This is a genomic window from Rahnella rivi (assembly GCF_019049655.1).
Taxonomy (GTDB): Bacteria; Pseudomonadota; Gammaproteobacteria; order Enterobacterales; family Enterobacteriaceae; genus Rahnella; species Rahnella rivi.
The window spans coordinates 199448-224055 of sequence record NZ_JAFMOX010000061.1; the positions used below are offsets into that span (position 1 = coordinate 199448).

Genomic DNA, 24608 nt, shown 5'->3' on the forward strand with positions numbered 1-24608 from the left:
TGTTTACCTTAAAGGTAACTGGAGCGATTTGATGGAAATTAAATACGAATTGGTGGCGTCCTTCGGCGGCGCCGAGTTGCTCACATTGGGTGGTAAGGCAACCGGATATCGCATCGGGTACAACCGCACGCTGGGTACATACCATGTGTCTGGTGGTGGCAAAACCCGCAGTGTTCGTCGTCGCTCTCAGGCCACCAAGCTGGTCGTGAAGATGTTCGAGAATGCGGTAAGGGGCAACTGATGACCAAGTTATTCGTAGGGATCGACCCCGGCTGCACTGGCGCCATTGTCGTTATCAATGAGCACGGCGCTTATATCAGCCATCTGAGCATGCCAACTGTGAAGGTCGGGACAAAATCACGCGTCAACGGCGCGCAGGTCGCAACGTTCCTGCTTCAGTATCGGGGCCTCATTGCTCACGCATATCTGGAACAGGTTGGCGCAATGCCGGGTCAGGGTGTCAGCTCAATGTTCACGTTCGGCCACGCAGCGGGCAACGTCGAAGGGATCCTGCAGGGCATGTTCCTGCCGTACTCCCTCGTTACCCCGCAGGCATGGAAGAAATCAGCTGGCCTCATCGGCAGCGACAAAGACGCGGCGCGCAGCCGGGCAATTCAGCTTTACCCATCACTGCGCGCTCTCGATGCAAAAGCCAAAGGGCAGGCCATTGCCGACGCACTGCTCATCGCCCGCCACGGATTAGGAGTGAAATCCTGATGGATCACTTAGACCACGTCAGCGAAACAGAACAGCAGATTCTGGACATGCGCCTGAAGGCCGTCACCCAGCATTCAACGCGCCCATCAGCAAGATTCTGCGCCGAGTGCGACAACGAAATACCGGAAGAACGCCGCAATGCGCTGCCAGGTGTGCAGCTCTGCGTGGGCTGCAAAGAAGTGCAGGAAATTAAAAACCGTAATTACCGTTAACATTTTGAATGGGATAAATATTATGAAAAATAACGAGTTAACAGAAGTTAATGATAAATCATCAGCAATTATTGAGCCAATCATCAGCAAGTTTACCGAATTATCTATTGAGCACCTGATAGCTCAGCGTGATGCGTTGGTGGCTGAGAATGCCGCGCTTCGAGTAGCGGTGGATGGAGTCAACAGTGAACTTTATGGTAAGGGATTTGAAGTTCTCGGCTGGCATCTGAACGGTGACACAGAGCCACTCGATACCTGGTTCGAAGATAATGACTGGGACCCGGAAACGCCGGTTACCGACGCCGCTATCGCTGAGATTAAGGCACAGGGTGTGGATGAATTAGCTGAAGCGTGGGAGGCCATCAAACCAGAAGAAGGAGTTTCTATGAGCGAATCGACTGCATTGAAGTACAAGCAACGCGCTCAGGACGCTCGTGATGTCGCCGCCAATCTGCGCGCTGGGAGGAAGGGATAATGGGCACTTATGAGGCAACATTAAGAGCACTGGTTATTTCATTGCGCGGGCGCATGAACGCTATGGCTGAGTATTCTCTTTGCGATGAAGAACGCCGAGATTGGAATCTCTGCTCTGCTCAGGTTGATGCTTTAGAGGCTGAAATATCTTCGCTGGTGAAGGATCAACCTCATGACTGATACAACCATGACCAATGAAATGAAACGCCGCTTGGCTAAAGAAATGACCACCATCCTCATAAACCTCAATGCACCGTCTGAGATTTTGTTTGCCATCGGCTCTTTTGGCGATACGCAGGATGATGAAGATGTAATCCAGGCTCTTGAGCAATACAACGAAAAAGGAACTTACGTGCATGAGCTTGTATCACCTGCCTTTAAATGGGAGCCAAAGAGATGACCGATACAACAGATACAGCGTCGCTCAAAAAGCAAATCGAAACCGCCGCAGACATTATCCGCGACCTCACTGATAAGCTCGAAGCAGAACGCCAGCGGGCTGATGAACTGAAATCATTTTACGATCAGGAACAGAAACTCGCTGGCAGATTCTTAAGAGAGCGCGACTGTGCCAGACAGGTAGTCGATGAACTACAGGCAGAACTCGCAGCGCTGAAACCGGAAATTAATTGGCCTGTGTCTCAGAAGGTTCGCGCTGCACTCGACCGCGCCGCCTGTCCCGATGCGTTCATGCGCATTGCGGTCGAAGCTTGCACTGAGGCGCTGAAAGGCGATCAGGCACATATGGAGGACGCTGATTACACGCGATATTCATGCGGCTGCTGCGGATTTGAATCCTTACATCACACGACTAAATGCCCTGAATGCAACTACCACAAAATTGAGTCAGAGCCACTATTCACCGCCCCGCAAAAGCCGGGCGTGCATCCAGACACGAAACGCATGGACTGGCTTTGCGCGCAAGTTGTTGAAGTTAGAGAGCCGATGTTTTATGGCAGTCGTGCAATGTTCTGGTCACAGTGCAACAGTGATGACTGCGAAGAGTATCACACAACGTTGCGTGAGCAGGTAGACGCAGCAATCGAGGCCGCAGGCGGCATCGTGAAGGATGGTGAGTGATATGGCGAAGTCAGCAGCAGAGCGTAAAGCCGCGCAGCGTGCCCGCCAGTGTGACGCCGGTTTGCAAAAGGTCGAGGTGGCGCTCGACCGGCAGGAGGTGGAGATGCTCCGTGAAAACTGCGCACTCCGCCGACCGCAGCGCGAGCCATACGATATGGACGAGTACATCACCATGCTGATCCGCAAAGACAACGCAGAGTTGCAGGCGCAGCTCACCGAGCAAGCCGGGCGCAAATGCGGGAAGTGCGGCGACTCGTTGCCAGGTGATAAACAGGGCTGTGCATTCATCGGTGAAGGTGCATGTTGGCAGACGATGGGCTGGCATGAGACAAAATTGAGTTTATAGTTATGTGACATGTCACGACGGGTGTCACGATGAATGTTTTCAGTTGCCAGGGCTTCAAATTCTATTTTCTACAGCGTGGAGAGAAACTCCCGAATATCTATGCGGGTGGGTATTTCACAGGTGGTTATGTCATCTGGCCCCGTAACAGCGGTAAGTGGGATGTGCGCTATAAATTCTCGAAGGGCTGGGAGGAAATAACGGATAAGCTATTTGATTCTGAGAATGAAGCATTTCAGTTTGCTTATGAGCATTACCTGAGCCGGTAGCGAAAACAGAGAAGAGACAGAATAACCGCCGCTTGGCGGTTTTCTTTTGCGTGTTATGATTACCTTGGAGGTAACTATTATGGCCGAAAAAGGTAAACTTAACCCGCAAATGGAAATGTTTGCGCAGGAGATGCTGAAGGATCCGCGCAACCAGCGGCAGGCTGCGATCAATGCTGGCTACTCGGTGAAGACTGCCACGCAAAAAGCTGCCGGGCTGATGAATCTGCCGAAGGTTGTTGCACGCATCGAAGAGCTGATGGAAGCGCGCAATAAGCGCCTGCGCGTCAGTGCTGACTACGTGCTGCTGCGGTTGGTTGAAATCGACCAGATGGACGTGCTGGATATTCTCGAAGATGACGGCGGGCTCAAGCCGATCAGCCAGTGGCCGAAGATATGGCGCACCACGCTCAGCGGTCTGGACATCAACCGGATCCGCATGGCCGGGAAGAATGAAGATGACGATATCGAATCCACGCTGCAAAAAATCAAATGGCCGGACAAGGTGAAGAACCTCGAGCTGATCGGTAAGCACGTCGATGTCATGGCGTTCAAAGAGCGCATAGAGGTGAGCGGCACCGTAACCATCGCTGACCGTATGGCGAACGCCCGCCGCCGCGTCAAAGAGCAGAGTGAAGATAAATGACTGATGCCGCCGTACTCTCGCCGGAAGAACAGCTGATCGAAGACATTGCCAGTTTCACGCATGATCCGCTGGGATATGCGCATTACGCGTTTCCGTGGGGTGAGCAGGGCACAGAGCTGGCGCACGCCGCTGGTCCGAGGAAATGGCAGGCTGACGCATTCCGCGAGATACGCGACCATCTGCAAAACCCGGCAACACGGCACCAGCCGCTGATGATAGCCAGGGCATCCGGGCACGGTATCGGTAAGTCTGCATTCATCTCCATGCTGATGAACTGGGGCATGTCCACCTGCGAGGATTGCAAGGTGGTGGTGACCGCCAACACCGAGAACCAGCTACGCACCAAGACGTGGCCGGAAATCATCAAATGGTCGAACCTCGCAATCACCAAGTCGTGGTTCACGACGACCGCCACCGCCATGTACAGCAACGACAGCGGTCACGATAAACGCTGGCGCGCTGACGCCATCCCGTGGAGTGAGCACAACACTGAGGCATTCGCCGGTCTGCACAACGAGCGCAAGCGCATCATCGTTGTATTCGATGAAGCGTCCAACATTGCTGATCTGGTGTGGGAGGTTGCCGAAGGGGCGCTGACCGATGAGGACACAGAAATTATCTGGGTGGCATTCGGGAACCCGACCCGTAACAGCGGACGTTTCCGCGAATGCTTCCGTAAGTACAAACACCGCTGGCACTGCGCGCAGATAGACAGCCGGACGGTTGAAGGCACGAACAAAGAGCAACTGCAAAAGTGGGTGGACGACTACGGCGAAGACAGCGATTTCGTGAAGGTGCGTGTGCGTGGCATATTCCCCGACGTGTCCGAGGCGCAGTTCATACCAACCGGTCTGACCGATGCCGCCATGAAGCGCCAGTGGACAGCCGCAGAGGTGTCGCACGCCCCGATCATCATCGGTGTTGACCCCGCATACTCCGGCGCGGATGACTTCGTGATTTACATGCGTCAGGGGCTGCACAGCAAATGCCTTGGTACCTACCCGAAAACCACAGATGAGCTGATATCAGCGAAGCGCATCGCCGACTTCGAAGACCAGTACAAGGCTGACCAGGTGTTTATAGACTTCGGGTACGGTAACGGCATCAAATCCATCGGTGATGGATGGGGAAGAACGTGGCAACTGGTACCGTTCGGCGGCGGCTCAACCGACCCGCAGATGCTAAACAAGCGCGGCGAGATGTACAACAGCTGCAAATCGTGGCTGAAGATTGGCGGCTCGCTTGACGATCAGGAGACAGCCGATGACCTGAGCACTGCGGAATACAAAGTGCGTACTGACGGCAAAATCGTGCTGGAAGCGAAAGAGGACATCAAAAAGCGGATAGGGCGGTCACCTGGAAAGGCTGATGCTCTGGTGCTGACGTTTGCATTCCCAGTCACCAAAAGACAGAACTTGCCAGGTGGATTGGCGGCGAACCAGGTGGCGACAGATTATGATCCGTATAGTTAGATTTGAATTAATCTCTTAAATTTTCATTTATTTTATAAAGAGCTCTCAACTTGTATAGCTCTCCAATATTAAATGTAACTTCACCATCCATTGCTGATGATTCATTGAATAACTTTGGCGCCTCCTTTCTTAAAGTATTTAGCAAACCAACAGCTTTTTCATAATTTGCATCTAAGGAAACAATTTTTGCATTCAGATTATATAGATCTTGCGTCGCACTGAGTAATGAATCCTCTTTAAACTTTAGTGTTTTTTGCAAATCACTTAACTGATTGGACGTGTAAAGCAACCGCGTCTCACTGGAGTTAAAATCAAGTTGAGATTGATGAAGTTTATCTTTCATTACCTGAATTTCATTGATTAATTCAGAGTTTTCTGCAAGAAGGTCAGATATATCTTTTTTAATAGCATTAATATCCTCCTCTATTTTTCTCTCTTCACGCTTATCTGATAGTCTTTTTCTTGATTCGATATCAGCAATCTCGAGTTGTTTCTCAGCGAGCGCTATTTTCTCCGACATAGTAGTTAATATAGCATCACTGATTGGTTTGCTCTGCATTCTTACAATATACTTTGTTGCTTGAGGAAGAATTAAACAAATTATAATGGTTGTACATAAAGGGCCTAGAATTAAAGACCCAACATCAAAGTGTTGATTTATAAATGCAATTCTTTCTTCAATAACTTTTTTGCTAAAGAATAATATAGCTAATAATTGCCAGTTGAAACCTATCCATGAGAAAACAAAAGCACCAAGGAATGGGCTCTTCATTCTTTCCAGTGAGTTTTGGCGGAATGCTGCAAAAATATCCTTAATAAAATCAAGCATAAATGTACCTCAGTATTTTTTCTGAAGTATACCTTTATGGTGATTATCAGTCATCAAGATAAAAAAATGCCCCCGGCGAAGGAGGCGAAAGACTACACACAGCAATGGGATTTATAACGGTCACAGGTATTACCGGCTGAGCACTGTGGGCACCGGTGCCATCCCATACGGTGCTTATTGGCTACTTCAATGCTCATGCGGTAACACGCTGGTTTACGTCCAGCAACGCTGAGTTCGGTGATCCGGTTCCAGTACCGGACTGCTCCAGCTATCAGACCTTTGCAGGTAACAGGCACTGCCTGCGTTTTGCTTTCCGATTTTCATGAGTGGAACGGGATGTTGTGGTGGCCGACGCTGATAATGTCGGCATATCGTCTTTGAGCCTTAAGCTCGCAGAACCATGCGTTAACTTTCTGTATCCCCGCACTCGGGATTATTCGGACACTCTCAAGGCAAAAGAGCCTATCGGCGCGCATCAGCCTGCGCATTCACCACAACGGAAAGAACACCATCACAAAATCCTTTTAAATGCATGCTGCTTTAAAGCTTGCCCATCTGATGCTCTTACCTGTTGGGTGCCGGTTACGCTCCGGCGTCGTTTTTACGACCGTTCTTTGGACTGTGGTTTCATACCAACTATCGATAATGACGCCTCAATAGTTACCATAAAGGTAACCACGCATCTATTAATTGTCAATAAATATTCTAATATGGTTAAATGGTAATTATTTCCTGCGGATGAAAACCATTATGTGCATCGGTAGCTCTCCAAAAACCTCTACACCTCAGGTGCAATCAGCGCCGCAAGCCCAAGACGAAGCCGTTGTGAATGCCACTGACGAAGAAAAGCGCCGCCGCCGTGCAGCCGCTGGTCAGAAGTCCACGATCCTAACGTCTGCTCAGGGCGACACATCTACTCCGGCCGCTGCATCGGGCAAAACCCTGCTGGGGGCTTAATCGATGGCTGAAGAATCGCGCAAGCAGTTTTACAACAAACAACTGGGCTCTCTGGAAACAGAGCGTTCCTCGTTTGATACCCACTGGCGCGACCTGTCAGATTTCATTCTGCCGCGCAGCAGCCGATTCCTCACCAGTGATCGTAACAAATCTACCCGCAACACCAAGATTGTTGACCCGACGGCGACGATGGCGAACCGCACATTGTCCAGCGGCATGCTCTCCGGCATCACCAGCCCGACGCGCCCGTGGTTTTCACTCGGCACGCCTGACCCTGAGATGATGGAGTACGGCCCTGTTAAGTATTGGCTCGAGATGGTTCAGAACCGCATGAACGATGTGATGAACAAATCGAACTGGTACCAGTCATTGCCGATCGTCTACGGACAGTTGGGAACATTCGGCACAACGGCCATGTCCCTGCTGGAAGACGACGAAGACGTGATCCGCACGCACCCATTCCCGATCGGCAGCTATTACCTCTCGAACAGTGACCGCCTGCAGGTCGATACCGTTTACCGAAAATTCTCTATGACGTGCCGCCAAATAGTTCAGCGCTTCGGCATGGATAACGTCAGTGACAGCGTTAAATCGGCATGGACCAGCCAGCAGTACGAGCAGTGGTTCGACGTTGTTCACGTCGTTGAGCCAAACATGAACCGCGACACCGGCAAGATGGATTCGAAGAACAAGAAGTTCGCATCTGTCTATTACGAGGCCGGTGGTGCAGACAACAAGCTGCTGAGCGAGAAAGGCTTCGACGACATGCCGATCATGGCGCCGCGCTGGGATATCAACGGCGAGGACGTTTACGGCTCATCCTGTCCGGGCATGATTGCGCTGGGCAGTGTTAAAGCTCTCCAGCTCGAGCAGCGCCGCAAGGCTCAGGCCATAGACAAACTGGTTAACCCGCCGATGGTGGGGCCGTCCAGTTTACGCAACCAGCGAGCCAGCCTGCTGCCCGGTGAAATTACTTACGTTGACCAGGTCAGCGGGAACACCTCGTTCCAACCGGCTTACGCCATCAACCCGCGTATCAATGAGCTGGTGGCGGACATTCAGGACACCCGATCCCTCATCAACTCCAGCTACTTCGTTGACCTCTTCATGATGCTGCAAAACGTCAACACCCGCAGCATGCCGGTGGAAGCCGTGGTCGAGATGAAAGAAGAGAAGCTGCTGATGCTGGGTCCGGTGCTGGAACGTCTCAACGATGAATTCCTCGACCCATCCATCGACCGCATCTTCAACATCATGGCGCGCAAAAACATGCTGCCACCGGCACCGCCGGAACTGGCCGGTCAGTCGCTTCGCGTCGAGTACATCTCTGTAATGGCACAGGCGCAGAAGGCTGTGGGCATTGGATCAATCGAGCGGTTCGTCGGCTTCGTCGGAGGTCTGGCTCAGGCCAACCCTGCCGCGCTGGACAAACTCAACATCGATCAAGCCATCGACGACTACGGAAACATGGTCGGCGTTCCGGCAACCATCATCGCGACAAGCGAACAGGTGGCTCAGGTTCGTGAAGACCGCGCGAAACAGCAGCAGCAACAGCAGGCGATGCAAACCAGCATGGCGGCAGTGCAGGGTGCGAAAACCCTCAGCGAGACACAGACCGATCAACCAAGCGCCCTTAGCGCAGTGACCGGGGCGATGCAGCCATGACAGACCTCGATCCCGAAGAGGTAGAGCGCCTTTCCGAAGAAGCGCTGAAAAAGTCCATCGAGCTGAAGAAGCGTGACGATCAGGACATCGAAAACATCATGAATACCGAATCAGGCCGCCGCTTCATCTGGTCGCTGCTTGAGGAAACAAAGGTTTTTGCCTCCAGCTTCACCGGGGACAACAACTCAACGAATTTCAATGAAGGCCAGCGCAACGCCGGTTTACGTGTGTTCAGCCGGGTAATGGCTGTCTGCCCGGACATGTGGCTGGTGATGGCTAAAGAAGCGAAAGAGGAAGACAGCAATGCCTAGAATTCAAACCCAGCGTATCGCCCGCTTTGATGGCGGAAATCAAATCGTAGAAGTGGTCGAAGAATCCGGCGCTTCTGTTCCTGCACCCACAGCATCGACTGCTGGCGGCGTGAAGCTGGGTGCCACGATTGCGGCAGCTGCTGCTGCGACGGCAACCGCTGATACAGCATCGGTAGCGACTGATGTTGCTGGCCTGCTCGCTGACCACAACGACCTGGTCACCAAATACAACGCATTACTGGCTGACACCGCATTAATTCGTACAGCCCTGAATGCCGTGCTGGCGCAGTTAAAAGCTCAAACCATTCCGATCTGATTACGGGGAAAGATAGATGAATTTATTCGAACGTTTGGTGCTGCGCCGCCTGCAATCTGCTGATGCTGGCGCAGAGGCTGGTGGTACTGGGGGCAGTGAACAACCTGCCGCTGCTGTTGAAACACCTTCCGCTGAAAAGTCAGCTGGTGAGGCTGGTGCAGAAGCCAGTGATAAACCCGGTGCAGAAGCTGAGAAGCCAGCAGCAGGCGACAAAACCCCAGAGCAACAGGCGCAGGAAAAGGAGTTAGCTGACAAAGCCGCGGCGGATAAAGAAGCCAAAGACAAAGCCGACAAGGTGCCTGAAAAGTACGAATTCAAGTCGCCGGTAGAAGGCCAAGAGCTTGACGCTGAAATGACTGCTGCCCTTGAGCCTGTAGCCCGTGAACTTGGCCTGAACAACGAGCAGGCTCAGAAGTTGGTGGATATCTACGGCAAAGACATCCTGCCGAAGATTGAAGCGCGCCAGCAGGAGAACTGGGCGAAGCAAACCGAAGCCTGGGCGAATGAAGTTAAGACGGACAAAGAGATCGGCGGTGATGCCTTTGTTGCCAACGTCGGTCTGGCTCAGAAGGCTCTCGATACGTTTGCCCCTGCCGGTCTGCGTGAATATTTGGAAACCACTGGTCTGGGGAATCATCCCGATCTGGTGCGTTGTTTCGTGAAAGTCGGTAAGGCCATGAGTGAAGACTCCATGGTCATGCCAAACACTGGTGGCCAGCGTAGTCAGGCCGATATTTTGTACGGAAATAAGTGAGGAACTGAAATATGGCTGTTAAAAGCACTACAGCATTAACGCTGGCTGACTGGGGTAAACGCAAAGACCCAGACGGCAAAGTTGCAGTGATCACCGAACTGCTCTCGCAGACCAACGTGATCCTGCAGGATATGCCGTTTGTAGAAGGGAACCTGCCAACAGGTCACCGCACAACCGTGCGTTCTGGTTTGCCAGCTGCGACGTGGCGCCTGTTGAACTACGGCGTACAGCCAAGCAAGTCAACCACCGTTCAGATCACCGACGCATGCGGCATGCTGGAATCTTATTCAGAAGTCGATAAGTCTCTGGCCGATCTTAACGGCAACACCTCCGAGTTTCGTCTGTCGGAAGACCGCGCCTTCCTCGAAGCCATGAACCAAGCGCAGGCAACCACCATTTTCTACGGTGATACCAGCGTGAACCCACAGCAATTTATGGGTTTGTCTTCTCGTTATTCCAGCCTGTCTGCGGGTAATGCCCAGAACATTATCGATGCTGGCGGTACCGGCACTGATAACGCATCGATCTGGTTGGTTGTCTGGGGCGAGAACACCGTGCACGGCATCTTCCCGAAAGGTCAAAAAGCAGGCTTGCAGACCCAAGACCTCGGCGAGCAAACGCTCATTGATGCCAGCGGTGGTAAATACCAGGGTTACCGCTCTCACTACAAGTGGGATAACGGCCTGGCTCTGCGTGACTGGCGCTACGTCGTGCGCATCGCGAACATCGATGTCAGCGATCTCGATGCAACCACGCCGGTTGATATCGTCAAGCTGATGATCAAAGCGCTGCACCGCATCCCAAACCGTGGCATGGGTAAACCGGTGTTCTACATGAACCGAACCCTGAATGAATACCTCGACATTCAATCACTGAGCAAAGCCTCTCTGGCGCTGTCCGTGAAAGAAACCGAAGGCGAGTTCTGGACTACGTTCCGTAACATCCCGATCCGCGAAACCGATGCGCTTCTGGAAACCGAAGCCCGCGTTGTTTAACCGCCAACCTTAACTGATGGGCTGCTGATGTAGCCCACTCATTGGAGAAAGAAAGATGATCCTCGACAAACTGTTGATGTTCTCCGAAGCGCAGGCGGTTACCGCTACAGCTGCTTCAACCGATGTGATAGACCTTAGCCCGCTGAAAGGCACACGCCGCGATATTGGTGTGGGCGAACCGCTGGAGTTCTGGACTAACGTAAACACCACGGCCACCGCCGCTGGTGCTGCAACCGTCAACGTTCAGCTGCAAACCAGTGCTGATAACTCCACCTGGGTAACGCTGTACGACAGCGGTGCTCTGGCTCTGGCGTCACTGGTGGCAGGTAAGCGCGTTCTGTCAGCCAAGGTTCCGCAGGGTGTGCTGAAGTACCTGCGCGTGAACTACGTGGTTGCCACCGGTCCATTAACTGCTGGTGCTTTCACCTCCGGCATTAACCTCGATGTCGATGCGAATACCTTCTACGCGTCTGGCTTCACCGTTAAATAACAGGGGGCAACATGTCAGAAGTTGCACGCTACAGAATCCTGGCTCCTTCATACATCAACAAACAGCTCTTGTTTGAGGGCGATGAAGTGGATTACGAAGGCAAGCCGGGCAGCGCACTGGAGCCTATCAACGACGCGGCGAAAGAAGCGAAGAAGAAGGCCGACAAGAACTATGTTGAGCCGAAGCTGGAAGATGAAAAGCCACCGGAGCAGAAACCGGAAGGTGACGGTTCTAATCAGGCTGACGTCGATCTGGCTGCTCTGCGCGATGAGTATGAAGCACTGTTCAGCTCAGCCCCGCATCCGGCCATGAGGGCTGAAACCATGAAGACCAAAATTGCTGAAAAGCGCGCTGAGTTAGGCGTTTAACAGTCACTTCCTGAAGGGGCGAAAGCCCCTTTACTCTCCGGAGCATCGACATGAAACAACCGCAGATGGTCAATCTTAAGCAGGGAACTGACAGCTTTCAAAACGAAGAGGGCAAGACGGTAGAGCGTGACGACTACCCATGGGGTCTGCGTATTACCCTGAACGATGAAACCCTGAAGAAACTGGGGATCGCGTTGCCTAAAGTCGGTTCTGAAATGCTGCTGTGCGGCAAGGTGAAAGTGCTATCCACCAGCATGCGCGAAGATGGCGAAGACTCATACAGCAGTGTCGAAATGCAGATCACCGACATCGGCCTGATGGATGAAGCCGCAGAGCCACAGAAAACCGCCGCTGACACGCTTTACGGGAGCAATGAGTAATGGGATCAGTTATCCAGATTTGCAACATCGCGCTGATGCGCATCGGCAGCTCACGCACAATCAACAGCCTGAGCGAGCAAAGCAAACAGGCTGATGTTTGCAATGTGTTTTACGAATCTGCCCGCGACGCTGTGCTGAGCGACTTCGACTGGAACTTCGCTTCAAAGCGCGTGGTCCTTGCCGATCTGGATACTCCGTCAACCGACTGGCAGTTTGCATACCGATACCCGACAGACTGCTCCCGCATTATTGAAATCATGACACCGGGCATTCGCTTCCCTGCACCTGGCATGCGCGTCACGTACGAGGTGGGTTCTGACCCGGACGGCACAGGCAAAATAATTTACACCAACCAGCCAGAAGCACAGCTGCTGTACGTCGGGAAAATAACCGACCCGAATATGTTCGACTCTTTGTTTAGTGATGCCTTGAGTTGGCGTTTGGCTGCGGAACTGGCGATGCCTCTGTCTGCCTCCGGGGATCTGGGCAATAAAGCGTTGCAGATGTACAACGCGGTGATCCTGTCTGCTGGCGCGCGGTCGATGAACGAATCAGAAGAACCGCCTGTTCCTGAGTCGGAGTTCACCATAGCGAGGTTGTCATAATGGCTGTCAGCGCAATGCAGGCATCATTTGCCGGTGGTGAGATTTCACCAAATCTTTATGGTCGTGTGGACCTTGAGCGTTACTCCAGTTCACTGCGTCGGTGCCGCAACTTCATGGTGCGCCAGTTCGGTGGGGTTGATAACCGTGCCGGTTTCCGGTTCCTTGGGGAGGCCAAAAACTCATCACAGAAATGCCGGTTAATTCCTTTCCAGTTCTCTGTAAGCCAGACCTTTGCTCTGGAATTCGGAGCTGGTTATATGCGCGTCTGGGCTAATGGCGCTCCGGTTCTCTACACATCAGGCGCCAGCGTTGGTCAGCCGGTGGAGGTGGTGACTCCTTACGCCGAAGCTGACCTGTTTATGCTGAAGTTCACGCAGTCAGCCGACGTAATGACGATCTGCCACGTGGCTTATCCGCCAATGGAAATACGCCGGTATGGCAATGAAGACTGGCGCACGGCGTTGGTCAGCACAAACGATGGCCCATTTCAGGATGGAAATATCGATGAAGCCATAACCGTGGAATCTTCCGGGGAAACCGGGACTGTTACGCTGACGTGTACCTCCGCTATTTTCAGTGCAGAGCTGGTAGGAACTCTATTTTTCATCGAGCAGCGCACCACAGGTGATGTCGCTAAATGGGAGACAGGCCGTGATGTTACTTTGGGTGAGCAGATCCGTTACTCCACCAACTATTACGAATGCACCCGAGCTGGCAAGACCGGCACTGTCGCGCCTACGCACACCGATGGCACACAGTTAGATGGCTGGTATGGAGATGCCAACAGTGTCGAGTGGCTTTATCTGCACAGTGGAAATGGCATTGCCAGAATCACTGCAGTTGCTGGTGATGGCCTGACGGCCACAGCAACCGTTATCAACCGCCTGCCGAAAAGCCTGACCGTCACGCCGAGCTATAAGTGGGCGAAGTTCGCATGGAACAGCGTTGATGGTTATCCATCGACTGTTGTTTATTTCCAGCAACGTTTGATGTTTGCAGCATCAGCATCATTCCCGCAAACAGTGTGGACCAGCAAAAGCGGCGACTACAAAGACTTCGGCACGTCCGTTCCCTCTGTGGACGACGACGCCATCAGCTACACCTATGCTGGCCGACAGCTGAATAAAATCCTGCACCTGATCGACGTGGGATCACTGGTCGCGCTCACGTCCGGCGGCGAGTACAAAGTCAACGGCGACCAGACGGGCACGCTCACACCATCGACATTCAATTTCAGTTCTCAGGGGCAGAACGGCGCAAGCGATGTGCCACCGATCGCCATCAGCAACGTTGCGCTGTTCGTGCAGCAGAAGGGTGGTGCTGTTCGGGATCTGGCCTATTCGTTTGACGTTGACGGCTTTCAGGGCTCTGACCTGACTATTCTGGCAAACCATTTGTTTATCGGTCATCAGATTATCGACTGGGCGTTTGCCATCACACCATTCAGCATTGTCTGGTGTATTCGCGACGATGGTTTGCTCATGGGGCTGACGTATCTGCGCGACCAGCAGGTTGTAGCCTGGCACCCGCACCCGGCGACGAACGGATATTACGAGTCGGTGTGCAGCATCAGCGAAGGCAATGAAGATGCGCTTTATGCTGTTGTCCGCCGCGTCATCAACGGCCAGACCAAACGTTATATTGAGCGCTTAGACTCCCGTATTTTTGCAGACATCAGCGACTCTTTCATTGTTGACAGCGGGTTGACTTATGACGGACGTAACACGGATGCATCGCGCACAGTGATCCTGACCGGCGGTACCGGCGATTGGGATTACCGTACGGATTACACGTTGACGATCAGCGGTGCCAGTTTCTTCAGCGCCGGTAATGTGGGCGATCAGGTTCTGCTGCCATATATCGAGGATGCAACGGATAAAATCCTGAAGCTCCAGATCGTTGCCGTTTCCAGCGGAAATGTCGTCACGGTCAGCGCCAACCGCAATGTTCCGGTGCAGTTCCAATCTGTGGCCACTGCCACGTGGAATCTCGCAAAAGCCAATTTCACCGGGCTTAATCACCTCGAAGGGCAAACGGTCAGCATCCTTTCTGACGGAAACGTTGAGCCTCAAAAGGTGGTAAGCGCCGGGGCAATCTCGCTGGAAACACCGGGCGCCGTTGTCCATGTCGGCCTGCCAATATCAGCCGTGGTCGAAACCTTGGATATTAACTTTGCCGGGCAGGAAACCATTCTCGACAAGAAAAAAATCATCAATAAAGCCGACATCATGGTGCAGGACAGCCGCGGAATATTCGCCGGAACGCCAGGCGGAAAGATGTACGAATACCCGCAGCGTGAGTTCGAGTTCTACGATGACCCTGTCAGCAACAGAACCGGCCTGATCACCGTTGATCTCGAATCTGAGTGGGATAAGTCAGGCCGAGTAATCATCACTCAGTCAGACCCATTGCCACTATCCATTCTGTCGATCATCCCTAAAGTATCGGTAGGTGGCTGACATGCGCACTTTACAAATCATTACGGCTACCGAAGCACATGCAGCAGAAATGCTGCCGTACATCCGCCAGGCGGATATTGATGAGTTCTATGCAGCGGCATTGATCGAACCTTCAGAGGTATTGCGCCGCTCTATGGCTGCGTCTTCCATCTGCTGGGCAGGGATTATTGAAGGTGAAGTCGTGGGCATCTTTGGTGTGTGCCCTGCATCAATGCTGACAGGCTTCGGCGTTCCTTGGCTGGTGGCTACCGATCGGCTGGAGAAAGTGCAGGTAACCTTTCTGCGCCATTGCCGCCCGGTGCTGGCACAAATGCTGGCGCTTTACCCTCGCCTTGAAAACTTCGTTGATGCCCGCAACGCCGCCGCGAAATCCTGGCTGCACTGGCTTGGCTTCACGCTTAACGACGCGCAACCTTATGGCGCGCTGCAATTACCTTTCCACCATTTCCATTTGAGGGCTGAATAATGTGTGAGCCGACAACAGCAGTTCTGGCTATTACCGCCATCGCGGCGGCGGCATCAGCTGCCAGCGCAGTGAAGCAGGGCAACGACGCCAAGAAGGTGGCGAATGCCAATGCTGACGCACAGGAACAGGCTGGACGTGATGCGATTAATGCCGGTAACTCACAGGCACTTCAGCAGCGGAATCAGGGGCGGCAGGTCGCTGGCCGGCAGGCGGCTGCATTCGGTGCCAACGGCACTGATATGACTTCAGGATCAGCGCTGAACACATTCGGGGATACGGCGTCAGGCACCGAGCTGGACTCGCTGACCACCATCAATAACGCACAGCGGCAGGCCGCCGGGCTGGACTTCCAAGCCAGCGCAAGCCGAGCGCAGGGGCAGATCGATCAGAACGCCGGTTACTCAAAAGCAGGCTCAACAATTTTGAATTCAACGCTGTCAGGATTCTCCGCCTACCAGACTATGGGCGGATTGGGCGCATCTGCTGCAACATCCGGCACCGGTTCATCGGCCAATATGTTCACGGCGGCCAGCAAGCAGAAATACGGAACAACCGCTTTCAAATTCTAAGGTGACGTCATGCCAACAGTACCAGTCCCACGTTATGAGCAGCAGAGTGTCGATCGCCCAGGCCCTGTTAACGTTGCCAACATTCAGCAGCGTTCAAATGGCCTCGATGCTATTGCAGATTTCGGCAATAACCTTTCGAACGTTATTGTTCAGGAGAAGGTGAAATATGACGACGGGATATTTCAGGACGCCGTCTTAAAGCTGAATGCGGGAATGCAGGGGATCCAGACTGCACAGAATCAGTTGGAAGGGAACAATGCGCTGGGTAGCGCGCCGAAAGCTGTCGGCCAATACCATGAACTTGCTGGTGAGCTTAGCGCAACTATCCCGGCTAACCGTCAGCGTGACTGGCAGCGTCAGATGGAGTCAGGAGCAATCCAGCTATCTGGTGCCGCTGAACGTCATGAATACGGCCAAATGCAGCAGTACCGGGCCGGGCAACAGCAGGCTATCGTTGAAACCGGCGTAACTTCTGCGGCTTCTCTGTACTCGGATCCTGCCGCATACCAGATGAACAATGCGCGCACCAAAAATTCTATCGAAACATATGGCATGGCGCAGGGTTGGTCACCTGAACAGATTCAGGCTGAGCAAAGTAAATTTACGCAGCGCGCGGCGCTGGGCGCGGCTAACGCTCAGCTCGGTTCAGATTACATGTCCGTCATTACGCAGAATGGCGAACCGGCAGATGTCGGTGGAACAACTCGCGTTTCTTCTACTCAGGTAGTGGATGGCACCCGCGGAATTCGCAATAACAATCCTGGCAATATCGAATTCAACGACAACAACAGTTGGCAGGGGCAGACCGGCAGCGATGGTCGATTCGCAAAATTCGAAACGCCTGAGCACGGCATCAGAGCGCTCGGCCGCAATCTTTTATCATACGGAAAACAAGGGATAGACACGCCTGCGGAGATCATCGGTCGCTGGGCACCACCGGGGAAAGATGGCAAGGAGAACGACACACAGGCATACATCAAAAGCGTTTGCGCGCAACTCGGTGTTAAGGCTGATCAGCCGCTCGACCTGACGAACGCTGACACGCTGGCAAACCTGTGCAATGCCATCATGAAACAGGAAAATGGCAAAGTTCCTTACAGCGCAGAGCAAGTTAACAAAGGTGTACAGGCCGCGCTTGGCTTCTCTCAACTCGATACGGTTGCACGCGTCACGAAGACCCCGTATTTCAACGAACTGGATGCCAGCACGCAAGCAACTGTTATCCGACAGGCAGATGCTCTGCGTAAACAGCAGCAGGCGCAGTACCGAACCCAACTGGATGACACTGTGCGCGATGCTTCTGCTGCATACATGCGCGGTGTTGAATACCCAAACATGCCTGGGCAGGCCGACTTTGTCTCAGCGTATGGATACCGTGAGGGTGTGCAGCGTTATCAGGATCTGGAGAATCAGCGCGTTGCCGGGCAATACATTGGCGCGTTCCGCACGTTACCAACCGACAGCATTACCGCCGCGGTAAAAAGCCTGACGCCTGAGGTTGGTGACGGTGATGGATATGCATCCCGAGCCAACGCATATGACCACGTTAAATCTGCTGCTGCGGCTGTTATTCAGAAGCGGCAGTCTGATCCCTACGGTTCTGCGATTGACCTCGGTGCTTACAAGCCGCTCAATACCAGTAATCCGGATGATGTCTCCACTGAACTAAAGAGCCGGTTTGCCAACAGCGGAGATCTCAAAGCCCTCGGCATTAATGCCCCTCTTCTTTCGCAGCAGGAAGCCGCTGGATTTACGCAGATCATTCGAGGCACAACAAACGTAGACCAAACTATCTCTATGCTTCAGTCAATGGGGCAGAATCTGCCCGCTGGCGCAGTCAGGCAGGTGGCAGGGGCAGTCGCTCCTAATAGTGCAGCAGTGGCGTACTCAGCGATTTTACTGGGCAAACCAGATAACCAATATGACAACCGTGCTGGAAGTATCGCCTACAGTGATTTCATTGCTTACAAACCAACAATGGATAAGTACGACGCATCGAAAACGATTCTTCTCGGCGATCAGTTGGTGAATCCAACGGAAGAAATGAAGAAGTCAGGGATATCTCCAGTGAGCCTGCCGAGCGACGATAAGCTCACGCGTAAATTTGAGAGTGAGGTGGGCGACGCCTTCGCGAATAATCCGCAGGCGCGACAGATGGCATTTAGCGTTTTCAAATCTGCTTACGCTGGGATCGTGTATCGCTCAGGTGATGCCAGTGATGCATCTACTACAACTGTGAACAGCGATGCGGCAGAAAAGGCGGCTTTAATGGCAACCGGCGGCGTGTATCAGGGATTCCAGGGTGGGGATGTTGTCATGCCTTTCGGCATGGACAAAAGCACGTTCAAAGACCGATACACTGTGGCCGCGCAGGAAGCATTGAAGGACGCAGGACTTAATCCAGGTGGTCAGTCAAACTTCACGCCGGTGAATGTTGGCAGCGGCCAATATCGTCTGCTGGCTGGTAGTGGGCGATGGGCTGTTGATCCTCGTACAGGGAAGGAAGTAACTGTGACCGTGAGGGCTAACTGATGGCTGATATTTTTGATTTGGCACCCGAAGGTCAGGCGTGGACAGATAACCTCTCGGCGGATAATGCCGCGAAGCCAGAAGACTATGATCCATCCTTCTTCGCTGGCTCACTATCCGCACTTCCACGCGGCGCGGCTGAGGGTACGATAGGCCTCGGCCAGACGATTACTGGATTTGGCAAAGACATCATCAGTGACCAGAAAACGATGCTTGAGCTCGCCCCGACATACGGCATCCTCAAGTCAATGTTCCCAGGTGCAGATGAAACCCTTAACAGCGCATATGACACCACAGCCAAATCACTGGAAGCTTCTCGACAGGCGATAAAACCTGATGCCAGCACGCAGGGCACCGCGGCCACTGTTCTGAATGAGCTGGGTAAATTCGTTCCTGCGATCGGCAGTACGATTATTGGCGGCCCAGTTACCGGCGGCAGCGTCGCTTTCGGCAGTACCTTTGAACCCGTGCGGCAGGATTTCCTTAAGAAAGGTGTTGATGCAGAAACTGCGACGACGCTCGCAACTGAACAGGCAACATTCAGCGCGCTTGGCATGGCTCTGCCCGTTGCCGCAGGTGGCAACTTAGCAACACGCCTATTGTCCGGCGTCGGGATCAATACGACATTCGGCGGAGTGAACCGGTTTGCAATGAGTGAAACGCTGGATGAAAACGGCTATTCGGACATGGCGAAGCAGTACAAGGTCTGGGATAAACAGGCGATCGCCATTGATGCCGTGCTCGGGGCAGCCTTTGCTGGCGCTCATCATTTGTCAGCTGCTCGAAATTCCTCCCCGGATATTGTGCCAGAGTTGACACCTGAATCTGCTCCCACGCCAAACGATGGCACGACTGTACCGCCAGAGTCGCCTGCTCCATCCGGGGGCGATGCTCCGATCGTAGATGCGCCACCAGCAGCGAATTATGACACGCGCATTGCAGAGCTTCAGGGGCTGGCAGAAAACCTGCTGCCAGTTGGCGAGCGAAAAGCTCTTGCGGCGGAAATCCACCAGGCAGAATATTCCCTTTCACAGCTCGAGGCGCAACGGCAAGCTCTGCGTGACCAGCGAGTTGGCAACAGCAGCAGTCGCCGTATCAGAAACCGAGATATGGCAGAACTCGACCGGCAGATGCAGGAGATCAATACCCGCATTGAACCGCAGCGGCAGGCTCTTGCAGACAGCAGCCGGGGCGGCCAGTTCTTCGAAGCAAAGGCCGACCTGTCACGAATTGAACAGGGCATAATTCCTGAGAGCATGCGTGACTTCGTCCAAGAAGGGCAAGTGAAGCCGAGTGACGTCGATGCAGCGCACGTCCTGAATGAAGGGTTGCATTACGATATTGAATCATCACCTGTTGTGCACGGAACGACGGAGAGCGTAAACGCCCACGTTGCCGCGATGGACTCAGCCACGCGTAGTTTGATGGATGGCGAGCCGGTAAACGTATCGCAGCAGATCAGAGGGCTTGATGGTGTGATTCGCCCGGATGCTGCGGAAGCTGGCCGAGCTCAACAAGAGGCAATCACTGAGGCTCTCAACGAAAGCGGCGTTCCACTGACGCCACGATCAGATGCAGATATTGCAGACATTCCTCTGAACGAGTCCAGCGCATTCGGCGCAGCGCGCGAGGATTCAGGGCAGGTAAGCGTAGACCCCGATACCGGTGAGGTGATCTCTTCAAATAACTTCGACCTTCTCACTGCCCGGGATCTCGCCGCCGATGCAGAGGCGAGAGTTTTACACCCTGACACCGGCGAAGAGGTATCGCTATCCCAGGCACTCGCAGATTTGGACGAGCAGATAAACACAGTCCAGCGAGAGTCTGACGTTTATTCGATTGCAGCCGCGTGTTTCTTAAGGAACCCATCATGAAATCAGCATGCATCACAGCCATTGCAAACACACTCGGTCGCCAGCCTAAAGCCGCAGAGCTGAAGAATATTGAGGATCGTATTAAAGACGCGGTAAAGCAGGTCAGCCGTAATAATGCCAAAGCTGGTCGTTCCGGCATACCTGATGCCCAGACCTACAAAGATGCTGCTGATCTCGCAGCAAAACGCATTGTTCATGAGGTGTATAAAAAGCGCCAGCGCCTTGCACAGAACGCCATTGCTATAACCAATATAACCAAAACACTGAATGATAATTTCGCGCCAAACGAACAGACACCTGGCAATCTTGCACAGTTCGTATTTGCCGGACGAAAAACTTGGAAGGGCAAAGAGCTGGATGTGACTTCTGCCGAAGAATTATCCATTGGTGCCTATCAGGACTGGAGCCGACAGTTGAGCGCCGAGATGACGGCAGCTGGACCTGAGGTGCAGAGGTTCTTCCAGCAATCGCAGGCGCTGGGTAATCAGCGATTCAGAAACCTGTTCGATCGCCAGTTGGCAAAGTCCAGTCAGTTGCACATCCTGAAGGAAATTTATGGTGAAAGCACCGGCAACCAGGCCGCAAAGAAAATTGCCGATATCTGGGGAAATGTTACCAGCCGGTCGCGGCAGGAGATGAACGATAACGGTTTTGATATCGGGCTACGTGATGACTGGAATCTGCCATATGTGGATGATGCTGACCTGATCCGCGCCGCCGGCAGAGAAGAGTGGTTATCGTCGCTACCAGCTGGCGAACGAGCCTCAGCAAAACTGTCAGGCAAAATGCCACCGATGGAATTTGCACAGCGCCGCTGGGTTGATGATGTTTACGATACGCAGGATCGCACGCAGTACGTGAATCAGGACGGCACGCCGATGAATGATGCGCAGTATCGCGAAGCACTGGAAGCCATTTACGAAACCAAATCCACCGATGGTGCCAACAAAATCGAGCCAGGCGCACATATGGGCAGCGGCGGGGTTCAAAATCGTGGCTCGCAAAGCCGCGTGATGGCCTTCAAAGATGCAACGGCCCATTTCCAATACATGGAGAAATACACAGGGCAGCCGGTAGTGGGCGTGATGATGGCACACCTTCAGGCAGCATCTCGCGATCTCGGTACTGTGAAAGCTTTCGGCCCGGATGCGGCCACAAACTTCAGGTTGATGTCAGACCGTCTGCTTAAAAAAGCCCTGAGCGTTGAGGGCGGAGGAAAGCCTGTTTCAAAGATGCAGGGAGAGGCTAAGCTGGTTGAGCGGATGTTTAACGCGCAGGCCGGGCTGAAAGGTGCACAGAACACCAGTGTTTTCTCATCGGTTGCAGGTGGGCTGAGAAGCCTTATGACCTCCGCGATGCTCGGTTCTTCGGTTATTACCGCCGTATCCGATCAGGCCGTCATGCGCGCCAACGCAATGGCGCTGGGACTCGACAGAAAAGGCATGCATCTCTATTCCAACTCTATCAAAAGTTTATTTCATGGCGACACTAAGCGGGCAAACGCAGACCTCGGTTTGTTGGTTGATGCCCATGCAGCCATGGTCAGCAAAATGGGGGGGCTGGATTTATCACGCGGCATCACCGGCTGGTTTGCTGAGAAAACGCTTAAATGGTCTGGCCTGATTGCCATGGATAGGGCGAACAAAGCCTCGTTCGGTCTGTTGATGTATAAAAACATCGGTGACATGTCACGACAGTTTCCAACTCTCGAATCGTTAAAGGCATCTGACCGAACCATCCTGGCTAACAAGGGCTGGACTGAGGCAGATTGGGCAATCATGAATGCCGCCGAGCTCATGCCTCTCAATACGCGTGGTGATATGGGCATGACGCCGGACGGAATTTATGCCGTTCCGGAAACGAAGATTAGAGACATCCTGTCAGATCGAATTGACAGCATTCGTGCTGGCGCAAAAGATGCACTGAAGGACATGGGGGAAATGCCTGATGCCCGCCGTAAAGCGCTGTCAGAGGCGTTTGATGCCGAAGCCGAACAGACTATCACCCGACTCGTTCGCAATGCGAAGGCAGACGCAGCACAGAAGTTGCTGGGTATCACTCACGGTGAAATGACAACCGCAGTTACCACGGCGACTGGGCTTGATACCTATCAGCGCGATACTGCCGGTGAGCTGTATAAAAGTTTCATGCTCTTCAAGACCACACCATTTGCCGGTTTCCGTAAGATGGTTACCCGAACGCGTGACCTCGACACCGTACCTGCTGCTAAGTTTTTGGCGGCCTACATCGCCGGCACCACAGTGACAGGCATGTTTGCGAACCAACTCAATGCACTGCTGACGGGCAATGATCCTGTAGATGTTACGAAACCATCAAACTGGATTAAGGCACTTTTAAAGGGCGGCTCGTTCGGCATTTATGGAGACTTTATCTTCCAAGATCACACCCAATACGGATCAAGTATTGGCGCGACAATCGGTGGCCCTGCACTTGGATTTGCTGAGGCGTTGATAAAGCTTGGCCCGACAAATATTCAAAAAGCCTATGAAGGTAAAGACACCAGCGTAGGAGCTGACACACTTCAGGCGGCGCGCATGATTATTCCGTTTGCCAATATGTGGTACACGAAAGCTGCCTTTAATCACCTTATCCTACAACAGCTGCAAGAAATGGCTAACCCTGGCTATAATGACCGAGCAAAAGACAGGGCAGAACGTCAGTTCGGCACAACAAGTTGGTGGGAGCCGGGTGATGTAACACCGCGCCGAGCGCCTGATTTAGAAAAGGCAAGAGGGAAGTGATAATGATTAAAACACTAAGATTAATATCAATACTATTAAATGTGTGCTGGTTACTCGCAAGTGGATTTTATTTGTTTGGTTTTGGGACTTACAGCATTCAGCACGGATTTAATTTTGAGTATCTGATGATGGTTTTCCTATTTATTTCTTCAATACTGACATTGTATTTAATTTCATATAAACAAAAAGGTTAATTAAAGCCCCGTCCATGGGGCTTTATCTTTACTGAATCTTCGTAGCCTGCTGGATGTACGCCGCATGGGTGGCGATGTCCAGCAATAACTTCTGCTGCTGCGCCAGCATGTACCGCACAACTTCCAGCTCCCGATGCGCGCCTGATACGTCGTGGCCGTTCTCTGCCAATTCGCGGAGCAGGGTATGCAACTGCGTCTTCCCTTTATCTGACAGAAGCGCTGGCAGGAATTCCGCCGGGCCGACGTTCTCATTGCTGTAGTGATACTGGTTCTGCACAGCCTTCATGATCATTGGCACGCACTCGTCGGCGATACGCTGCGCTGCTTTGCTGGCGGTGGCGTTCTTACCGCGGCGACCGTCTCGGATGTTCATGGTGCTGGCAGTAGATGTGCCGACAAGATCGGCGAGAACTTCAGGCTGTCGCTGAGAGTATTGCCCTGTCTGGCGGATGGCCGGCAGCACTTCGCTGGTAACCCATTTGCGGAACCGGTAGGGGATAGTGCCGGGTGTCACCGCATCGCGGCAGCGCAGGATCAGGGTATAGAGGCCGGACTCGGAAATAACGCTTTGCGACTGGAAGCCACCGGGGGTGCGTATTGAATACGTACCCTTCTCGTCGGTATCCAATTTGCGCAGAGCAACATCAACGGCCTGTATCCCTAACGCCTTGCACACATCTTGAGCCACGAAGTATGGGCGAGTGTCTACAGAAACCATTCTGATTTGGCTGGCTGATTCGAAGCTGAAGATAGTGGGTTCGGTTTGAACTTTCATGATGAGTTTCCTTTGTAGTTGGAAGTCACCACCGCTGAGACCAATCAGGCTGGTGGTGAGCTGAACAGGGTTGGTCTACCGGCTACAAAGGACCCGGCGC

General features: G+C 53.0%; 28 protein-coding genes. 26 read left to right on the forward strand and 2 right to left on the reverse strand.

What is annotated here, in order from left to right:
- The first annotated feature begins 31 nt into the window (after window positions 1-31).
- The 10 genes from J1779_RS15040 to J1779_RS15085 all read left to right on the forward strand — a co-directional run bounded on the left by J1779_RS15040 (window position 32) and on the right by J1779_RS15085 (window position 5210).
- Window positions 32-241, forward strand: coding sequence for a hypothetical protein (locus tag J1779_RS15040; RefSeq protein WP_217204134.1), 210 nt, complete (start codon window positions 32-34; stop codon window positions 239-241).
- A complete protein-coding gene (locus tag J1779_RS15045; RefSeq protein WP_217204135.1) occupies window positions 241-717 on the forward strand; it encodes a RuvC family protein in 477 nt (158 codons plus the stop codon). The genes J1779_RS15040 and J1779_RS15045 overlap by 1 nt, the downstream gene beginning before the upstream one ends.
- Entirely contained in the window at window positions 717-929 is a 213-nt protein-coding gene (locus J1779_RS15050; protein WP_217204136.1) for a TraR/DksA C4-type zinc finger protein, read from the forward strand. Before J1779_RS15045 ends, J1779_RS15050 begins: the two co-directional genes overlap by 1 nt.
- 22 nt (window positions 930-951) lie before the next feature.
- Complete coding sequence (locus J1779_RS15055; protein ID WP_217204137.1) at window positions 952-1404, forward strand: hypothetical protein; 453 nt, start codon at window positions 952-954, stop codon at window positions 1402-1404.
- A complete protein-coding gene (locus J1779_RS15060) occupies window positions 1404-1583 on the forward strand; it encodes a hypothetical protein (protein ID WP_217204138.1) in 180 nt (59 codons plus the stop codon). Before J1779_RS15055 ends, J1779_RS15060 begins: the two co-directional genes overlap by 1 nt.
- The gene (locus J1779_RS15065) at window positions 1576-1803 is read left to right on the forward strand and encodes a Rossmann-fold NAD(P)-binding domain-containing protein (protein WP_217204139.1); all 228 of its coding nucleotides are present in this window, start codon (window positions 1576-1578) and stop codon (window positions 1801-1803) included. Before J1779_RS15060 ends, J1779_RS15065 begins: the two co-directional genes overlap by 8 nt.
- Window positions 1800-2483, forward strand: coding sequence for a hypothetical protein (locus tag J1779_RS15070; RefSeq protein ID WP_217204140.1), 684 nt, complete (start codon window positions 1800-1802; stop codon window positions 2481-2483). Before J1779_RS15065 ends, J1779_RS15070 begins: the two co-directional genes overlap by 4 nt.
- Before the next feature lies 1 nt (window position 2484).
- Window positions 2485-2829: a hypothetical protein gene (locus tag J1779_RS15075; protein WP_217204141.1), complete on the forward strand. Its 345-nt coding sequence runs from the start codon at window positions 2485-2487 to the stop codon at window positions 2827-2829.
- 345 nt (window positions 2830-3174) lie between these two features.
- Complete coding sequence (locus tag J1779_RS15080) at window positions 3175-3738, forward strand: terminase small subunit (protein ID WP_238485173.1); 564 nt, start codon at window positions 3175-3177, stop codon at window positions 3736-3738.
- Window positions 3735-5210: a terminase gene (locus J1779_RS15085; RefSeq protein ID WP_217204143.1), complete on the forward strand. Its 1476-nt coding sequence runs from the start codon at window positions 3735-3737 to the stop codon at window positions 5208-5210. Before J1779_RS15080 ends, J1779_RS15085 begins: the two co-directional genes overlap by 4 nt.
- A 7-nt stretch (window positions 5211-5217) precedes the next feature.
- On the opposite strand, the gene J1779_RS15090 is transcribed toward J1779_RS15085, so the two are convergent.
- Window positions 5218-6039 carry a hypothetical protein gene (locus J1779_RS15090; RefSeq protein ID WP_217204144.1) on the reverse strand — a complete coding sequence of 274 codons (822 nt, stop codon included), beginning with the start codon at window positions 6037-6039 and terminating at the stop codon, window positions 5218-5220.
- A gap of 750 nt (window positions 6040-6789) precedes the next feature.
- Here J1779_RS15090 and J1779_RS15095 point away from each other — a divergent pair.
- The 16 genes from J1779_RS15095 to J1779_RS15170 are packed head-to-tail and all read left to right on the forward strand — an operon-like array spanning window position 6790 to window position 23539.
- Complete coding sequence (locus J1779_RS15095) at window positions 6790-6996, forward strand: hypothetical protein (protein WP_213050736.1); 207 nt, start codon at window positions 6790-6792, stop codon at window positions 6994-6996.
- Between the two features lie 3 nt (window positions 6997-6999).
- A complete protein-coding gene (locus tag J1779_RS15100; RefSeq protein WP_217204145.1) occupies window positions 7000-8661 on the forward strand; it encodes a portal protein in 1662 nt (553 codons plus the stop codon).
- Entirely contained in the window at window positions 8658-8972 is a 315-nt protein-coding gene (locus tag J1779_RS15105) for a Bbp19 family protein (RefSeq protein ID WP_217204146.1), read from the forward strand. Before J1779_RS15100 ends, J1779_RS15105 begins: the two co-directional genes overlap by 4 nt.
- Window positions 8965-9288 (forward strand): phenylalanyl-tRNA synthetase subunit beta, encoded by a 324-nt coding sequence (locus tag J1779_RS15110; RefSeq protein ID WP_217204147.1) that lies wholly within the window; start codon window positions 8965-8967, stop codon window positions 9286-9288. The genes J1779_RS15105 and J1779_RS15110 overlap by 8 nt, the downstream gene beginning before the upstream one ends.
- Window positions 9289-9304: 16 nt before the next feature.
- On the forward strand, window positions 9305-10042 hold the full coding sequence (locus J1779_RS15115; protein WP_217204148.1) for a peptidase: 738 nt from the start codon (window positions 9305-9307) through the stop codon (window positions 10040-10042).
- Between the two features lie 11 nt (window positions 10043-10053).
- A complete protein-coding gene (locus tag J1779_RS15120) occupies window positions 10054-11037 on the forward strand; it encodes a major capsid protein (RefSeq protein WP_217204149.1) in 984 nt (327 codons plus the stop codon).
- 55 nt (window positions 11038-11092) lie between these two features.
- Window positions 11093-11527, forward strand: a complete 435-nt coding sequence (locus tag J1779_RS15125) for a Bbp16 family capsid cement protein (RefSeq protein ID WP_217204150.1) — start codon at window positions 11093-11095, stop codon at window positions 11525-11527.
- Window positions 11528-11538: 11 nt separating this feature from the next.
- Window positions 11539-11895, forward strand: a complete 357-nt coding sequence (locus J1779_RS15130; RefSeq protein ID WP_217204151.1) for a hypothetical protein — start codon at window positions 11539-11541, stop codon at window positions 11893-11895.
- 50 nt (window positions 11896-11945) lie between these two features.
- Window positions 11946-12275, forward strand: coding sequence for a capsid staple protein (gene gp10 / locus J1779_RS15135; RefSeq protein ID WP_238485174.1), 330 nt, complete (start codon window positions 11946-11948; stop codon window positions 12273-12275).
- Entirely contained in the window at window positions 12275-12880 is a 606-nt protein-coding gene (locus tag J1779_RS15140) for a phage connector family protein (RefSeq protein WP_217204152.1), read from the forward strand. The genes gp10 and J1779_RS15140 overlap by 1 nt, the downstream gene beginning before the upstream one ends.
- Window positions 12880-15339: a phage tail protein gene (locus J1779_RS15145; protein WP_217204153.1), complete on the forward strand. Its 2460-nt coding sequence runs from the start codon at window positions 12880-12882 to the stop codon at window positions 15337-15339. The genes J1779_RS15140 and J1779_RS15145 overlap by 1 nt, the downstream gene beginning before the upstream one ends.
- A gap of 1 nt (window position 15340) precedes the next feature.
- Window positions 15341-15805, forward strand: coding sequence for a hypothetical protein (locus J1779_RS15150; RefSeq protein ID WP_217204154.1), 465 nt, complete (start codon window positions 15341-15343; stop codon window positions 15803-15805).
- Entirely contained in the window at window positions 15805-16374 is a 570-nt protein-coding gene (locus tag J1779_RS15155) for a hypothetical protein (protein WP_238485175.1), read from the forward strand. The genes J1779_RS15150 and J1779_RS15155 overlap by 1 nt, the downstream gene beginning before the upstream one ends.
- A gap of 9 nt (window positions 16375-16383) precedes the next feature.
- Window positions 16384-18906 (forward strand): hypothetical protein, encoded by a 2523-nt coding sequence (locus J1779_RS15160; protein WP_217204155.1) that lies wholly within the window; start codon window positions 16384-16386, stop codon window positions 18904-18906.
- On the forward strand, window positions 18906-20777 hold the full coding sequence (locus J1779_RS15165) for a hypothetical protein (protein WP_217204156.1): 1872 nt from the start codon (window positions 18906-18908) through the stop codon (window positions 20775-20777). Before J1779_RS15160 ends, J1779_RS15165 begins: the two co-directional genes overlap by 1 nt.
- Window positions 20774-23539 carry a hypothetical protein gene (locus J1779_RS15170; protein ID WP_217204157.1) on the forward strand — a complete coding sequence of 922 codons (2766 nt, stop codon included), beginning with the start codon at window positions 20774-20776 and terminating at the stop codon, window positions 23537-23539. Before J1779_RS15165 ends, J1779_RS15170 begins: the two co-directional genes overlap by 4 nt.
- Before the next feature lie 222 nt (window positions 23540-23761).
- Here J1779_RS15170 and J1779_RS15175 read toward each other — a convergent pair whose 3' ends face one another.
- The gene (locus J1779_RS15175) at window positions 23762-24508 is read right to left on the reverse strand and encodes a BRO-N domain-containing protein (protein ID WP_217204158.1); all 747 of its coding nucleotides are present in this window, start codon (window positions 24506-24508) and stop codon (window positions 23762-23764) included.
- Between the last annotated feature and the right edge of the window lie 100 nt (window positions 24509-24608).